This is a genomic window from Streptomyces sp. NPDC002795 (genome assembly GCF_042888725.1).
Lineage (GTDB): Bacteria > Actinomycetota > Actinomycetes > Streptomycetales > Streptomycetaceae > Streptomyces.
Map to the genome: position 1 here is coordinate 1 of NZ_JBIAQB010000010.1, position 15,533 is coordinate 15,533.

At 67.4% G+C, this 15,533-nt stretch carries 12 protein-coding genes and 2 pseudogenes; 10 read left to right on the top strand and 4 right to left on the bottom strand.

Features of this window, described 5'->3' with window-relative positions; translation table 11 throughout:
* Window positions 1-176 precede the first annotated feature (176 nt).
* From ACFYWS_RS28255 to ACFYWS_RS28280, 6 genes and pseudogenes are all read left to right on the top strand, one after another.
* On the top strand, window positions 177-1,142 hold the full coding sequence (locus tag ACFYWS_RS28255) for a hypothetical protein (protein ID WP_389281084.1): 966 nt from the start codon (window positions 177-179) through the stop codon (window positions 1,140-1,142).
* 56 nt (window positions 1,143-1,198) lie between these two features.
* On the top strand, window positions 1,199-1,729 hold the full coding sequence (locus ACFYWS_RS28260) for a hypothetical protein (RefSeq protein WP_389281086.1): 531 nt from the start codon (window positions 1,199-1,201) through the stop codon (window positions 1,727-1,729).
* Window positions 1,730-2,009: 280 nt separating this feature from the next.
* Window positions 2,010-2,651 carry a nucleotide exchange factor GrpE gene (locus ACFYWS_RS28265; protein WP_389281088.1) on the top strand — a complete coding sequence of 214 codons (642 nt, stop codon included), beginning with the start codon at window positions 2,010-2,012 and terminating at the stop codon, window positions 2,649-2,651.
* 92 nt (window positions 2,652-2,743) lie between these two features.
* On the top strand, window positions 2,744-5,248 hold the full coding sequence (locus ACFYWS_RS28270) for an Hsp70 family protein (protein WP_389281090.1): 2,505 nt from the start codon (window positions 2,744-2,746) through the stop codon (window positions 5,246-5,248).
* Window positions 5,249-5,549: 301 nt separating this feature from the next.
* Window positions 5,550-6,078: pseudogene (locus ACFYWS_RS28275) on the top strand (transposase family protein); the annotation flags it as partial.
* 131 nt (window positions 6,079-6,209) lie between these two features.
* Window positions 6,210-6,758 carry a DUF4262 domain-containing protein gene (locus ACFYWS_RS28280; protein WP_389281092.1) on the top strand — a complete coding sequence of 183 codons (549 nt, stop codon included), beginning with the start codon at window positions 6,210-6,212 and terminating at the stop codon, window positions 6,756-6,758.
* 41 nt (window positions 6,759-6,799) lie between these two features.
* On the opposite strand, the gene ACFYWS_RS28285 is transcribed toward ACFYWS_RS28280, so the two are convergent.
* Together ACFYWS_RS28285 and ACFYWS_RS28290 are read right to left on the bottom strand one after the other, a co-directional pair.
* Entirely contained in the window at window positions 6,800-8,443 is a 1,644-nt protein-coding gene (locus tag ACFYWS_RS28285) for an ISL3 family transposase (RefSeq protein WP_389281094.1), read from the bottom strand.
* A 406-nt stretch (window positions 8,444-8,849) separates the two neighbouring features.
* Complete coding sequence (locus ACFYWS_RS28290; protein WP_389281095.1) at window positions 8,850-10,352, bottom strand: MFS transporter; 1,503 nt, start codon at window positions 10,350-10,352, stop codon at window positions 8,850-8,852.
* A gap of 116 nt (window positions 10,353-10,468) precedes the next feature.
* Between ACFYWS_RS28290 and ACFYWS_RS28295 the strand changes: the two genes are divergently transcribed.
* Window positions 10,469-11,089 (top strand): TetR/AcrR family transcriptional regulator, encoded by a 621-nt coding sequence (locus ACFYWS_RS28295; RefSeq protein WP_389281097.1) that lies wholly within the window; start codon window positions 10,469-10,471, stop codon window positions 11,087-11,089.
* Between the two features lie 56 nt (window positions 11,090-11,145).
* Here the strand turns inward: ACFYWS_RS28295 and ACFYWS_RS28300 are convergent.
* A pseudogene (locus ACFYWS_RS28300) lies at window positions 11,146-11,441 on the bottom strand (ATP-binding protein); the annotation flags it as partial.
* Window positions 11,442-11,799: 358 nt separating this feature from the next.
* Window positions 11,800-12,198, bottom strand: coding sequence for a hypothetical protein (locus ACFYWS_RS28305; protein WP_389281098.1), 399 nt, complete (start codon window positions 12,196-12,198; stop codon window positions 11,800-11,802).
* Window positions 12,199-12,311: 113 nt separating this feature from the next.
* On the opposite strand from ACFYWS_RS28305, the gene ACFYWS_RS28310 reads away from it, so the two are divergent.
* From ACFYWS_RS28310 to ACFYWS_RS28320, 3 genes are all read left to right on the top strand, one after another.
* Complete coding sequence (locus ACFYWS_RS28310; protein ID WP_389281099.1) at window positions 12,312-14,033, top strand: nucleic acid/nucleotide deaminase domain-containing protein; 1,722 nt, start codon at window positions 12,312-12,314, stop codon at window positions 14,031-14,033.
* 32 nt (window positions 14,034-14,065) lie between these two features.
* Window positions 14,066-14,650: an SUKH-4 family immunity protein gene (locus tag ACFYWS_RS28315; RefSeq protein ID WP_389281101.1), complete on the top strand. Its 585-nt coding sequence runs from the start codon at window positions 14,066-14,068 to the stop codon at window positions 14,648-14,650.
* Window positions 14,651-14,720: 70 nt separating this feature from the next.
* Entirely contained in the window at window positions 14,721-15,533 is an 813-nt protein-coding gene (locus ACFYWS_RS28320; RefSeq protein ID WP_389281103.1) for a nucleic acid/nucleotide deaminase domain-containing protein, read from the top strand.

Here is a 15,533-nt window from a genome sequence, read left to right on the forward strand (position 1 = left end):
ATTCTGGAAGATCTCCCACAACTCGTCCGGCACCAGCCGTTCAACTATCTCCATGCCAGGACAACGAACCAGCGCCAATCAAGACATCGTCTTAATTACGGTGGCTCTTGCTGCGTAGGGGACCAGGGGGGCGACAGAGCGTGCGGGTGGACGACACCGCTGAACCAGACCAAGCCGTGACGGCGGATCGCCTGCTGACCGATGCCGAGCATGCCTTCCAGCGCGCCGAGTTCACTGCCGTACGTCCGCTCCTCCATCGCCTTCGAGGTCAGTTCGGCACACCGGACGGCGAAGAGGCGGCGGTACGGTACGCCGTACTACGTGCCGCACTGGCTGCGCGGGTCGGCGACTGGCAGAAGGCGGTCCGGCGGTGTCCCGACAGCTACCTGCACCTGGCCTCGACCGGGGTCGTACACGGCCTCGCGGTGAGCGCGCTCCGCAGGCTGGCGGAAGAGGGCGGGCGGCACACGGAGTCCGGCACGGCGGCGCTCGCGATCGTGTTGTGGGCCCACCTCCTGGACGAGGACGACCCGGGCGACTTCCGCGCGTTGCTCACCGGCCGACGCAGCGCCCCGGCGCGCGACGAACTGTGGGAGGAGGCACGCCGCCACCTGCTCGGCCGCATCAACGACCTGCTGCACGCCTTGGACGTCCGGGGTGAGCGTGACGTACTCGCCGCATGGGAGACGGCTTGGGAGGCCGAACGTGCCGACCCCATGATCGTCCTCCAGGACACCGGGCCCGACGGCATGTCCTCGCTTGAGGACGCCGCCTGGCATCTCGTGGACCGCGGCCGTCACATCGACCTCCTTGACGCCTACACCGCACGCCACCCCGACCCCGGCACCTGGACCACTGACTCGCCCGACCACCGCGCGTGCCGCGACGCTCTCGCCCAAGCCCTTGCAATTCGGGGCAAAGACCAGGCGGGAGCCAAGAAGTGGAGCGAGACGCTCGCGGACTTCAGCACGGCGGCGCGGCTCGGAAACACTCTCGACGCCTCGGAACGCGAAGCTGTGCTTCGCGCGGGCCACAACGTCGGGCGGAGCCGCAACGGGTACGGCTACTCCCCCATCACACGTTCAGCACAGACGCGGTACGACACCTGCTGCGCCGCGATCCGGACTGTGCACCGGCCCTGAGGTGGCTGACGACTCGTTACGCCGAGCGGGCCGTGGCCGCCGCGTCCGGCGGGCACATGGCAGCAGCGCGGGCCGCCGTGCGGCGCATGCTCCAGTACGACGGCGGCAAGGGCCCGTACGGGGAGGAGTTCGTCAGCAGCGCGCTCGCCGACCTCCTGATCGGCGCGGCCCGACCCGCCGGAGCCCAGAGCACCCGCGCCGAGTGGGAACGCCGCGTCGACCTGCTGAGCGCGGCCGAAGGCATGGCGGGCCCGGCCCGTAGTCAAGTCAGGGAGACACTCGTCACGACGGTGCTCGATCTCGCCGAGCACCTAGAGGCCACAGCCTCTCCGTCGGACGTCATCGAGCTGTTCCTGCGGGACCTGGTGCGGACCGGTGTCAGCGCGCGCTTCGACCAGACCGTGGTGACCGCCTATCTGCGCCGCGCCGCGGCACGCGAGGAGGAAGGCGACTTCGGCGGGGCTCGGCGCGACCGCTCGTGCGCGCAACGGGTCGGTGCCGGACTCCCGGCCCAGGGCCTGCTGTTCGGTCCCGTTCCCCGCAGCCGTCGCCCGCAGCACGACTCTGGACAAGGGGCTCTCTTTTGACCACTGACAAGTTCGTCCGTGGGGCCTGGGACACCGCAGCGCCCCCGATTCCCTGGTTCGGCCCTACGCTCCATGAACTCGTCCCCGGTGCGGTGCCCGGCAGCCGGGCCCCAGTCCTTCGCAGGCAGGTTGCGCAGGCCCTCGCCTCAGCCCGGAAGGGTTCGGACGGGCAGGCGGAGCTCATCCACCGGGCCGACCAGGCGTCCCGCGGTGCCGCCGCCGCGCTTGTAGCCGAAATGCTCACCCCGCCCCTGCCCCGCCACGACATCGAGGAACTTCCGTGAACGGTCCCGACCCGGCCGCCCCCGCCGGCCCGCCGTCCGAAGTCGACAAGCTGCGTCGCCGGGTCGAGGCGCTGTCCCGCAAACGCGACGAGGCCGACGCCCGACTGCACGACCTACTGAGTTGCCTGCTGCCGCTGGACGACCTGCTCGCCGACACCCGCCGCCGGGCCGGCGTCCTGCACGAGGCGCGATCCGCCCTCGAGGCGACCTCGGCCGCTATCGCGCTGAGCGAGCAGATCGAGGCGGCACACCTGATGCTGCGCGGCGAGTTCGCCCGGCACGACGTCAGGCCCATGGAGGTGGTGGGCAGGGCGGTCGATCCGGCGGAGATGTACGTCGTCGGGACGGAAGGCCGTCTGTCCGTCCCGGACGGCACGGTGCTGCGGGAGCGGCTCGCCGGCTTCCGCCTGGGCACGTCCATCCTGCGCCCCGCACAGGTGGTCGTCGCGGTGCCCGGCACAGCGCGGCAAGCCGAGCCGGCGCCGGCCGAGGACGTCCCGGATTCGGTGGCGGCCGAGGTCGCCCCGGCCGACGGCGGGCGGTCACAGCCACGGCGTACCACCCGCTCCCAGCGGCGCCTGTCGCACAAGTCACCGGCATGGCGAGGGCGTCGCTCCCGCCGCTCCCGCCGCGCCTGACCCGGTGGCCCTCGCGCCGCACCCGCACCGTACTTCCCAAGCCTTCCGTACGACGCTCACGACGCCTCTCGACGATCAGGATGCGACCTTCCATGCACCGGACCCTCGGCATCGACCTCGGCACGACCAACTCCGTCACGGCCTGGCTGCACGACGGCGTCCCCGTCGTGCTGCCCAACCGGCTCGGCGAACAGTCCACCCCATCAGCCATCGGCATCGACTCGGACAGCGGACTGCTGATCGGGGCCGAAGCCGTCAACTGGCGTGCTGCGTCGCCTGGTTCGGTGATCACGGAGGTGAAGAGGCTGATCGGGCGGCGTTGGGACGACGAGCTGGTGCAGCAGGCGCTCGAGGCACGGCCCGACGACGCGCCGCCCGTCCGGGCGAGCGCCGACGGCTCGGTGGAGATCCGGCTCGGTGAGCATTACCTTTCCCCGGTGCAGGTCTCCGCCATCCTGCTGCGCCGGCTCAAGGAGGACGCCGAGAGCGCTGCAGGGGTGCCGTTCCGGCGCGCGGTTATCACAGTGCCGACGTACTTCGCCGAGCCGCAGTTCGACGCGGTACGCGAGGCGGGACGGCTGGCCGGTTTCCACGTGGCGCGGATCATTCAGGAACCGACCGCCGCCGCGCACGCCTTCGGCGTCAGGCCAGGTGAAGACAGCACCAAGGAGCACGCCACCGTGCTGGTCTTCGACCTGGGCGGCGGCACCTTCGACGTGTCGCTGCTGACCATCGGGCCGGGCTACTTCTCGGTGGACCGGCTGGGCGGGGACAACCTCCTCGGCGGCGCGGACTTCGACGCATTGATTGACAGGCATCTGCGCACGCAGCTCGGCGGACGCGACCACGGCGGTGAGGGAGACGCCTACCGGATCCGGGCCGCCGCCGAGCGGGCGAAAGTCGAGCTGTCCTCGCGCGACGTCTCCGAGGTGGTCCTCGCTCCGCTCGGCCACCAGGGCGGCTCTTGGTCGGGGGCCATGACGCGCACGGTCTTCGAAGAACTCCTCACCAAGCACCTGCGGCGGATGCGGGACACGGTCGAGTCGGTGCTGAAGGAGGGCGAGGCACTGCCCGAAGACGTTCAACACGTTCTACTGGTGGGCGGCTCCACGCGTATCCCGGCTGTCCGGCGCAGCCTTGAGGGCCTCTTCGGCGAGGACACGGTCTCGCACATGGTGGAGCCCATGATGGCCGTCGCCCATGGAGCTGCCGTGGAGGCGGGTCTGCTGAGTACCCTCGACTGTCCCGCCGAGACCTGCACCGCCGGGGGCATTCCTGCCACCGCTGACACGTGCCCCGGGTGCGCCGCACCGCTGCTCGGCGCGGCCACCGTGGACTGTCCCGGCTGCCATGTCCCCGCCCCGGAGCACACCGCCGCCTGTTCCGTGTGCGCCACGGGCTTGGAAGGACTGAGCGCGGTCACTCCGGCGACCACCATGGAGGAGTGCCCGGAGTGCGGCCGGACCGACAACCCCGCGTCGGCGACCGTGTGCCTCGACTGCGACGCGCCGCTGGACGCGGGCGGCCTGAAATGCACCGGTTGCGGCATGATCAACGCCACCGGTCTCAGCACCTGCTCGTTCTGCGGCGGCGACTTCGGCACCGCCGTCGCCGAACAGGTCACGGCGCAGCACATCGGACTTGAACTCACGGACGGCACCGTGGAGGTTCTCTTCCCTGGTGGCACGCCTTACCCGACCGAGTGGCACCGGGTGGACGACCTGGTAGTGCGCGGCCACGGCGGCAACACGGTGCGTTTCAGCGTCTGGGAAGGACCGCACGCACGCTCCGCGCAACGCAATGAGTTCTGCGGTGGCTTCGTCCACATGGACGACGATCTCCTCCGGGGAGACGTACCGCTCACCCTGCAAGTACGGCTCGATGCCGATCGGACCATCGATATGAGGTATCGCGTCGGTTCCGGCGAGTCGCGGGGCGCCCGGCTGCGACGCAGCATGGTCTCCGCCACCGTCGGCCGGAAGGCGGACGAACTCCACGCCCGCTGCCACGCCTTCCTGGCTGACTGGGGCCGGGAGGTCACGCCCGCCGAACACGACGCCCTCACCGAAACCATGGAGGATCTTTCGGCCCTTGGCAGAGGGGACACGGTGAGCCGTTCCCTGGACGGACTGCTGGACTCGGCCCGCGACATCCTGGAGCTGTGCACACGGGCCCGGCTTGCTTCCGCCCAGGCAAGCGTCGCCGCCCGAGGCGGACGTGGGCTGCTGCCGATGCAGCTCCTGAAGGAACTGAAGGACGCCGCGGAGGCAGTCATGGACGCACGCAGAGCCATGGATGCCGACGCGATGCGGGGTGCCACGGAGCGGGCCGAGGACCTCTGGACCCAACTCGACCCAGCGGTCCGCACCTCGATCATCACCATCCGACTCGCCGAGCAGGACGCCTATCCGGCGACCCTCCGCAAAGAGGTTCTGGCCGCCCGCGACGCCCTGCGCAGCGCGGTCGAAGGCGGCGACCAGCCGGTCCAGGACACCCAGCTCGTACGCCTGGGACGCCTCGCCGAACAGGGTCGCAGCCAGCTCGCGGAGGTGAGCACTCCCGTTACCGCCGGGAGCGTACTGCCATCGAGGCGGTGACGGACTGCGGAATCCGGTGCGGAGCAGGAGGGCTCGTACGACCTCGCTCCGCACCGGTGAGCCGGCCACGGAGGTCCTCAAGACTGAACCCCTACGATTCTCTGCAACTTCGGCACAGAGGTGGTCGGCGAGCATATCGAGAACGAGCACCAACGGGAAACAGCAGCCCGATAGCCCTTCACCAATGAGCCTCTTCCAACATGACGACATTGACCGCGAGTTGGACAGTCCTGCGCAACGACGAAGCTCCTGGTAGACGGGGTTCTCGACCAAGATCACCCATGTCCGCCAGGAGCTTCACGTGCTTGTCCACCCGTCCGCGATCGATCTGTCGAGCCGGACCTTGCAGTTCCTGGCCGGGCAACTCTCAGCCCGACAAGTGGAGATCGGGACGCGGTGGCGGCGCCTGTCGGCCGGACGCCAGGCCCTGCTCGCCCTGGCACACCTGCGGTGCGGGTGACACCTACGCCCAGCTCGCGGCAGGGCTCGGCATCGGCATCGCGACCGTCTTCCGCTACATACGCGAGGCCATCGACGTCCTGGCCACCCTCGCCCCGACCTTGGACGAGGCGATGAAGACGATCCGCACGAAGGCGTTCGTCATTCTCGACGGCACTCTGCTCCCGATCGACCGCATCGCCGCCGACACCCCGTACTACTACGGGAAACACAAACGCCACGGCATGAACGTCCAGGTCCTCACCGACCCGTTCGGACGGCTGCTCTGGGCCTCGCCGGCCCTGCCCGGATCCACTCACGACCTGACCGCCGCCCGACGCCACGACATCATCGAAGCCCTCACCAAAGCAGAGCTCAAATGCTGGGCGGACAGTGTTGATGGCTGATGGGTTCTGGCACAGATCTTGGGGAGCGGTCGCTGAGGGTGACGATGTCGTTCGATTGAACGGGTGGTCACGAGCCCGGCTTACCGACTCAAGCACTTACCTCGTAGCCTCCGCGTATGACTGCTGATCCGTTCCGGTGCCGCTGCGTCCTCTGCCATGACTACGGCGACCGGGACGAAGCGGACCGTATGGATTTGACGATCATCGAGAATGTGCAGCGGCACGGATGGCACGTCGTGATGGTTCCCGAGGACGACATCGGTCCTGGATTCGCCTACACGATCGGCCTCGCACACACTTACGGCGCCCCTGAACTCGCCATGTTCGGACTCGACATCCACGCCATGCACCGCATGCTCAACGGAGTCGGCGAGAAGTCCGCCACGGGCGCCGTACTGGCTGACGGCCAGAGACACCCTGACGTTGTCGACGGTCACCACGTCGCGCTCAGACACGTTGACCTCCGCTGGTACCGGACCTTCTTCGGGCAGGCCATCGGGTTCTACCGGCGGCCTCCTTTCCCTGTGCTGCAAGTCGCGTGGTCTGACGCGGATGACCGCTTCCACTGGGAAGAACGGGCCGAGGAACGGCATCGGGAGTCGCAGCCTCAGTTGTGGCTGCCGCCGAATGAGCACCCTGTCGGGATCTGGACTACCGAACTCTGACCTCTAGCGTGCCGACCAGCGACAGACCGCCATCGCGGAAGCTACTGAAGCAAGATCATTTTGCGGAGCAGCTCGAATCCAGCTCGGCCGTAGAGCTGCCTCTTGATCTTCTTGATGCGGTTGACGGCGCCCTCGATGCTGCCCGAGTTCCAGTCCAGGGTGAGCCCGGCTTTCACGGCGTCGAAGTCTCGGTGCAGGTGCAGTGCGAAGCCGGTGAGGCCGGGTAACTGGCTGGCGTCGACGGCGTCGATCCAGGTGGGGAGTGTCGAGCCAAGGCGGTCGGTAAGTATCTCGCCGAAGCCGCGAACATGTTCGGCGGCCTTGTCCAGTTCGGGGCAACGGGCCAGGACGTCCTTCAGGGCGGCCCGGTCTTCCTCGGCCAGGGCCGTGGGGTGCCGGGTGAGCCAGCCGGTCACCTGTCGCACCGACGGCGGCCGCGGTGCCGCGCCGGCCGGAGTCCTGCGGAGGGATGCGATGTGGGCGCGGACCATCTGGTAGGTGACGGGCGCGTTGGCTGCAATGAGTTCGCCGTGCAGTCGGGTGACGCTAGTGCATCCCTCGGCGAATCGCCGCTCGAGGTAGGGCTTGTAGGGGTCTAGTCTGCTGGGTCGGGGCAGACTGTCGCGAATGGTGTCCTGCCAGCATGCGGCGTTCGCGTACCGGAGCACGGTGTTGAGACCCCAGCCCAGGTGCCGGGCAATCGCCCGGCGTGAGTGACCTTGGGCGAGGAGCTCATGGACCAGGGCGTGTGCTGCCTTCTTCCGCTCGGCCCGCCGGCCGACAGGCGCCGAATCGTCCTGCGACCGACCGGGGTCGGGACGGGTCGCGCCTGGCAGCATGCCGGTGGGCGACGGGTTGCGCAGGCACTCACGGTGGGCGGCGACGCATGTCTCAACGGCCCGGCCGAGGCCCTGCCACAGATGGAACCGGTCGGCTACCTGCAAAGCGTCTGGGGCACCGCGCCGGGCGCCCTCGGCGTAGGCGCCCGCCCGGTCCCGGCAGATGATCTCCACGCCAGGGTGGCGGGTCAGCCAGGCGGCCAGTGGCCCGGCTTCGCGGGTCGGGAGCACATCGACCACGCGATGGTCCTCGACGCTGGTCAAGACGGTGGAGTAGGTCTGGCCACGACGGATCGCGAAGTCGTCCACGCCCAGCACCCGCGGCGTACTGAACCGTGGATCGGGCAACGACACGACCCTGCGTAACAAGGTCATCCGTCCCACGCCGAAACCCAACTGGGCGGCCAACCGAGCACCGGCCCGCCCGGCCAGCGCGAGCCCCACTCGCTCCAGGGCATGGTTGAGCCGAGCGGTGAACCGTGCGTACGGGACGGCCAGTCGGGAGAACGGCTCGGCGAACGTCCGGCGGGGACAGTCCGCCACTCCGCAGATGAAACGCCGGACCGTCAACCGGATTACGAAACCCTGTTCAGCGAGTGGAAGGTCCTTCAGCCTGCGCTGGTATCGGTCGTGGACTCGGTCCGAAAAGCGATCACAGTCCGGACAAGCCGCCCCCGCCGCGCGGCCTCTCGCCATCACCTCGACTGTGCCGAACGCGGCCGTAACCGCCTCGACTTCCACATCGTCGATCCCGTCGAACACCAGCGAGTCCCAGAACGGTGCATCGGTCTGCATTACCAGCACCATCACGGGCAACAACCGACGACAGCAGCGGTCGGCGAGCACCTGAGGGAGCGTCACTTCCGCTCGTCGGACGACAAGGCGTACGCGGTCTCGCGCGAACCCGTCTCCTCACAATCGAACAACGCGATGACCCTCCGCGACCGCTCCCCAAGATCTGTGCCAGAACCGAGAAATGACGTCGCGGTGTAGGGAGGCTCGCCCCCCAAGAGGGCGGCGGGCCGTCGCGCCGAGACCGGCGAAATCAGCTGGCCTTCTTCGCCCGGGTCAGCAAGGCGTAGGAGGCGGCGCAGGTGCGTTGAAGGTCTTCGTTCATCCGCTGGCTCGCCGGTGGCGAAGCCACGCTTTCTTCCCCCTCTGCCTAATCCTGGAAGAGGAGTTCGGTGCCGTGCTGGTCGGGAGCCGAGCCCGGTGTCCGCGCGGTGAGATCCAAGGCCCTTGGTGTGTCTGGTCAGGCGACCGTGGTGGGTAGCTGGTCCTTGGGAGGGGAGGTCGTCGCGGCGGTGTCGCGGCGTGGCGGGACCAAGGCGACGGCGATGGCCACCGCCCCGATCGCGCACACGACGGCCGTTCCATCCAGGGCGACATGCAGGGCATGGGTGAACCCGTTGGCCAGTACACCAAAGTCACCGCCGGTCAGGTCCCCCGCGGCGACCTTCGCGGCCAGCTCCTGGGAGCCGACGCGGGTGCTAATCACGCTGACCAGTACTGCGCCGTACACAGCGATGACGATGGCCTCGCTACCGATACGCATGGTGTTGAGGAACCCGGTGGCCATGCCCGCCTGTTCGGGCTCCACCATGCTCATCGCGGCACCGTCACCCACACCGAACGACAGGCCGGCGCCGAGACCGACCATCAGCAGGGGCCCGGCGATCACGGCGACAGACGTGTCGGGGCCGATCACGGTGAGCCACACGTTGCCGCCGGCGAAGAAGGCCAACGAGATCGTGATCATCACGCGGGCCGACACACCCCGGTTGACCAGAGCGCCCGCCAGCGGCGGAGCCAGCAGTACCGGAGCGGTCATCAAAAGCAGCACTGTTCCGGCCCGTTGAGAGGAGAAGCCGCTAGCGCCCACGAAGTAGGTGGGCAGGTAGGTCAGCAGCGTCACGAAGCCGAAGGTCGATACGACGGGCACCATGCACAGCGCCAGGAATCGGCGGTTCTTGACCAGCGACAGGTCGAGCAACGGGGCGGCGGAGCGCGCCTGGAGGACGACGAAGAACACAAGGAGCCCCACACCGGCGACCAGCAACGCCAGCACGCCGGGGCTCGCCCAGCCCCACTCCGGTCCCTGGACCGACCCTAGAACCAGCACGCCCAGGCCGGCGACGAATACCACGGCACCGGTCACATCAAGGCGGGGGCGCTGCTCAGCGCGGGATTCGGCGACGTAGCCGACACCGGCCAGCGCCACGGCCACCATGACGGCGTGCACTCCGAAGGTGGCACGCCATCCCAACGCGCTGACCAGCAAGCCAGACAGGGTGGGTCCGGCCGCAAGACCGAGTCCGGCGGCGCTGCCGAGCGCCGCGAACGCGCGGGTGCGCGCGGCACCGTCGAAGGTGGTGGCCAGAATCGCGCCGCCACTGGCGAACACGCCGGCCGCACCGATACCCGACACAGCACGGGCGATGTCCAGGAAAACGGTATTGGGTGCGGCCGCGGCCGCGAGCGAGCCGACGGCGAACACCCCGCCGCCGATCATGAAGGCCCGCCGACGCCCCACCAGGTCTGCCGCGGAGCCGGAGACCAGCGTGAACGAGGCAAACGTCAAGTTGTAGGCGTTCATGACCCATTGCAGCGGTGCGCCTGCGGTGTGCAGGTCCTCACCGATGCCGGGGAGCGCGACGGCTGCTCCGGAGATGGACATCGGCACGGTGCAAAAGGCCAGCAGCACCACCACCAGTGTGATCGCCGGACGGGAGCGGCCCGTAGGGACGGTAGTCACGAATCCAGGCTCCTTCAGGGGGAGTTCAGCAACCACGATTGGCCACTGAGGCGACAGTGCCACTCAGTGGCATTAGCTGTCAAAGGGCAACAGCTCCCGGGTGATAGCCTCACGGTGTGAGTGATGACCTGCGCGACCTGCCGCTGCGCGAACGGAAGAAGCTGCGCACTCACAGGGCTCTGGCCGAGACCGCGCTCCGCCTGTTCACTGAACGCGGGTACGACGCCACCACACTGGATGACCTGTGTGACGCCGTAGAGGTGTCCAAGCGGACCTTCTTCCGGAACTACCGTTCCAAGGAAGACGTCGCGCTGGCCGCCGACAGCGACTTGTGGTCGGCCTATCTCGATTACGTGGCCACCCTGGCGATGGACGGCCCGCTCCTTGAGGCTCTCCGCCAGGCACTGGCAACCACCTTGAGCGCTATGGACCCGGACTGGGACCGCCGCTTCCTGGCCACCCGCGAGCTGTCGGAAACCGCCCCCGCGCTGCGGACACACAGTCTGGGCTACTGCCAGGACACGACGCGATCCCTGGTCAAGGCAGTGAATGGCTCCGCCGGCGCCGACACCGACGAGGTGCGCCTCCCCCTGACCGTGGAGATCTTCGTGGCCGCCTGGCGCACAGCTTCCCTGCACTGGACGGCACAGGGCGGCCACGGAGGCCGCGACGGCTTGATGAAACTGGTCGAGGAGACCTTCGCCAAGATCCCCGCCGCGCTGACCTCTCCCGCCTGACGCTCTGTCGGCGTTCATGAAGTTCTGCCGAACAACCTGTCCCGAACCGGAAATGACTCAGCGGCTTCCACCAGCTCGTTCACCAGCTTCGTGGCGAGCGTGTAGCGGACGCGGTAGCCCTTCATCGCGGCCTCGGTGCCCAGCGCGATCAGCAGGTGCGACTTGCCGGTGCCGGAGTCTCCGATCAGGCAGAGCGGCCTTCCGTCCTTGATCCAGTCGCAACTGGCGAGGGTGTGGACGGTCGCGGCGTCGATGATCGGGTTCGCGTTGAAGTCGACGGCCCGCAGGGACTTCTCCCGGGGAAAGTTTGCCGACTTGACCGCCGCTCCGAACGGCGACGGGCCCGGTCGTCGCGGCCGTTCGCGTGTCGTCGACGACAGCGGCCATGTCGGCGCAGACCTTCTCCATCATCGCAGCGACTGCTCGCGTGCTCCTCATGACACCGGCGGCGCCTGATAGCGCCTGCCGGCTGCCAACGCCTCCTCGAGCACTGGGGCATCGTCGAGTCGATCAGCGCGTACGCTCTTGTCCGATCCGTCATGGCCCTGGCCAGCGACCAGTTGACGTAGACCTCGCGGACAGCCGCAGGGGGCGTTCCGTCGCAGCACGTCGTCGTAGTCGCCAAAAAGTGGTGTACGCGGATTGAGACGCGCATTGAGCGGCAGGCAGTCGGACCACCCCTGGGGCCCGAGCCTATGCGTAGCTGGCGACTACGAACGTCGCAGGTCGTGCACCGCACCACTGGGGGTTCGTCCCAAGTCTGCAGTGCGCGGCGACTCAGCCTCATCCGCCCGGCGTTGCTCTGCCACCCAGGCATTGAAGCGGTCCGCGTTCTTCTGCTCTTCCTCGGGTGCCAGCGCCTTGGCCGCCTGGAACGCCTCGCTCACCCGTGCACCGACCGCGTCCATGTAGACATCGGAGAGCACGGCTTCGCGCAAGCTGAGGTTCCCGGAGAGCACACCCCTCGCCATCTCCCGGACGGTGTCATCGACCTTTGGGTTGGATGCCAGAGTCCGCATCGCACGCAGAACATCCTGCGCGCGCTCCGGCGACTCGATGTCCTCCAGGTCCGCGGGGTCGACCTCGCGCTTCGCCTGACTCGCCGTCACCAGCAACTCCCCTCTCGCCCGTCTACCTGCTCTGCGACGGCATCACTGTATGCATCTGCCTCGCAGGCGTCCCACGCTCGCCCCTCCTTGCCCTCGCCACCCTCTACTACCGTATGTTCGATCAACGAACGTACGAACGGGGGAAGCTGAAGGGCATCACCCTTCCGGGCTGGGCAGACGAGGCCTTGGACATCATCGGTGTTTCGTGGCCGAACGTAGACGAGGACGACTACCGCGAAATGGCGGCCGCCATGCGGGAGTTTGCCGATGCGGTGGACGACGGAGCCATGGATGCCCACCAGTTGCTGAACGATCTGATCGGCAACAGTGAGGGCGCGGCCGTCGAGGCCCTGTCTGCCCACTGGTCCAAGGTCAGGGGAGCCCATCTGGCGAACCTCGGCGAGGCAGGTCGACTGACCGGCACCGCCCTGGATGCGGTGGCCGTCCTGATCGAGGGCGCGAAGATCGCCGCGATCGTCCAACTCGGCATCCTCGCCGCCGAGATCGCCGCCGCCGCCGCGGCCGCGCCCTTCACTCTCGGCCTGTCCACCCTGGGCGGCCTGGCCGGGACGGTGGCCACCCGCACCGCGGTGAAACGCATCTTCAAGGAGGTCTGCGAGCAGATCGCCGAGCAGATCGTGAACACCGCCATGGGGCCGGTCTACGAGGCACTTGGCTCGATGGTCGGCGATCTCGCCATCCAGGCGGCCGGCAACGCCATGGGCACACAGCAGGGCATCAGCGCCTCCCAGGCCGCCAATGCCGGCAAGGACAGCTTCAACGCGGGAGTCGACTCAGCCAAGCAGTCCGGGTCCATGCAACTCCTCAGCGCCGAAGGCTCCTCCGGCGGGGGCGCGTCGGGTGGAGCAGGCGGCGGTTCGGGCAAGTTCAGTATCGACCTGGACGCCTTCGACTCCGCCGGCTCCAAGCTCAGGAACATCGGCACTGACCTCGGCTCCTCCCATGACCGCAAACTCGGCCGCGCCAGAAATGCCCACGGCCGCACCCGCGGCAAGGACGCCCTCGCAGACGCCGCCAACGCCGGCCTGGACACCGTCATGGACGGCATTCAGAAGGGTGCCAAGCGCCTGGCCAGCCACCTCGACGACACCATGCCCCGTGGCCTGAAGAGGATGGCCACCAATCACCGAGAGAACGACAAGAATGTCGCCCTGTCACTGGACGAGCTCGGAAAACGGGGCGACAAGAGCCCCATGTATCTCATGTCGGACAACGGGTCCATCCAGCGCCTGCACAGCAGCGGAAAGACCTCCGAACTGACGCAGGACGACCATGCACGCCTGGGGCTCGACAGTGCGTCCGTCGGACGCCCGAAGCCGGGGGAACGCAATGCCAGCCTCAAGACCAAGACTGAGGGAAAGACGGATCCACGCCAACGATCCGATTCCCAGCAGGTCGCCCTGGGAAGCACCGACCTCTCACGCGCCACCCAACTCGCACGGCACACGGGCAAGAGTTACGGCGGCCACAAGAAGAACGGCGACTTCCAGAGCAACAACTACGCCGCGGCACGGGTCTCGGGAAGCAATGACGCCGACGATTTCGTACTGGTCGGACGAAGCAATGGCTTCCGGCATTCGGAGCGAATGATAGGAACCCCTTTCCTGCGACAAGGGGAGGGGGACCGAATAGGCGAGATGTACACGGAACGAGCCCCGTGCGCGACCGGCGCGAATTGCAGTTCGTGGATAGCCGAACGATTTCCGAACACGGACGTATCCCACAGCGTCGAATACGGCGCCACCAAGGAATCTCGGGCCGCAGGAAACTCGACCATGGAGAACTATCTTGACCAGCTCCGTTCAAAGAGATAGGATCCTGCGGTCACGGATGATAATGGAGCGACATGAGCAGCCCGCTAACTCGAAATGAAATGTTGACCGTCTTTTCCGAAGACGAGTTGATGCTACCGAGCGAGGAACTCCTGGGAGAGATTCCAGACGTCGACTCCAGGGAGGTGCTGCGCACGCTTGGACTCCCGGTCTGGGAGAATCCATGGTTCGACATGGATGACGAGATCTCCGAACGACTCCAGCGCGTCTCGGACTGGGACGTCGGTCTCGCGGATCGGTTTGATGAAATTCCACAGGGCGCCGAAGAGTGGATCTCACTCGGGACAATCCCGTACGACGACATCGCATTCGACGCGTCCACCGGGGTGGTCTACTGCCTCTCCGATGAATCCGGAATCTACCCGTTCAACAGCAGCCTCCGAAACTTCATCCACTTCCTTTACCTGCTGCAGTCGGAACGGCCGAAATTCGACATCGAACACCCAAGGTATGAGCAGGAGGGCGAGGACGACCCGGAGATGACGCGCCGCCGAGTCAAGGACGCCATGGAAGAAATCGACGCCGCAGCGCTGGAGAATCCGGATTCCCGCTGGCATGAAGTCCTGGACTACATCGTCGATTCTGAACTGCATTACTGATACCGCACGACAGGATCACCCCGCGTACGCGCGACACTCCAGATAGGAAATTCAATTGTCAGGCGCTAGCATGCGGCATTTCGGCGCAGCGGCAAATGGTGACCCCTTCGACACTCCCAGCAGCGTGCTGCGGCTCGGGCAGCTTGCGCTGCCGCTCCGTGTGGGGCCGTACTTCGCGACGCAGGCTGAGGAGCCTGTGTTGCTCGGCGACTATGCGGCATCCGTGGGCCGGGAGGTTGTGCGGGACGAGTGTCGCACCTGGGCGCGTCTCGGAACTGACCAGGGATTCGAGTTGTGTGTCGACGCCCAGGGGGCAGTGCGGGCCGTACTGCTGGATTGGGAGGAGGAGTTGCGCTACGTAAGCTCCTCTCCCGGGGCATTCGCCGCAGCACTGTCCGCGCTGGATCAGGCGCTGCGATTCATCCTGGCCACGGATGAGCCCCAGCGGGCCGGGCAGGCCTTCGCACAACTGGAGGAGGGGCTGCGCGGTATCGATGCTCAGGCCTTCGCCGGGCGTGAGAACTGGTGGCCGCTGGTCCTGGACGACATCCGCGACACCGCAAACGCCGAGTGGTTCACCGCCTTCGAAGTCCTCAATGGTCAGGACGAGAAGCAGATCGTCACCGCCTCTGGCGGTATCGGCGTTCACCCCGAAGAGAAGCTGTGGGAGCAGCTGCACGCGGCAGGCTTTGAGGCCGAGCAGGTGCTGCGCATCCACACGGAACTGCAGCCGTGCTTCACGCCCGGACACTACTGCTCAATATGGCTCGGTCAGGTCTTCCCCGATGCGCAGATGACGCACAACTTCCCCTACGGGGAGAGCGCCGACTCGCGGGCCGAGGGAATTCGCCAGCTACGTGAAGCCGCCACACAGCAGCAGTAG

Excerpts from the sequence above, each read along its gene's own strand:
- ACFYWS_RS28260 (WP_389281086.1), top strand. The coding sequence starts at position 1,199 with ATGGCAGCAGCGCGGGCCGCCGTGCGGCGCATGCTCCAGTACGACGGC.
- ACFYWS_RS28320 (WP_389281103.1), top strand. The coding sequence starts at position 14,721 with ATGCGGCATTTCGGCGCAGCGGCAAATGGTGACCCCTTCGACACTCCC.
- ACFYWS_RS28315 (WP_389281101.1), top strand. The coding sequence starts at position 14,066 with ATGAGCAGCCCGCTAACTCGAAATGAAATGTTGACCGTCTTTTCCGAA.
- ACFYWS_RS28280 (WP_389281092.1), top strand. The coding sequence starts at position 6,210 with ATGACTGCTGATCCGTTCCGGTGCCGCTGCGTCCTCTGCCATGACTAC.
- ACFYWS_RS28310 (WP_389281099.1), top strand. The coding sequence starts at position 12,312 with ATGTTCGATCAACGAACGTACGAACGGGGGAAGCTGAAGGGCATCACC.
- ACFYWS_RS28270 (WP_389281090.1), top strand. The coding sequence starts at position 2,744 with ATGCACCGGACCCTCGGCATCGACCTCGGCACGACCAACTCCGTCACG.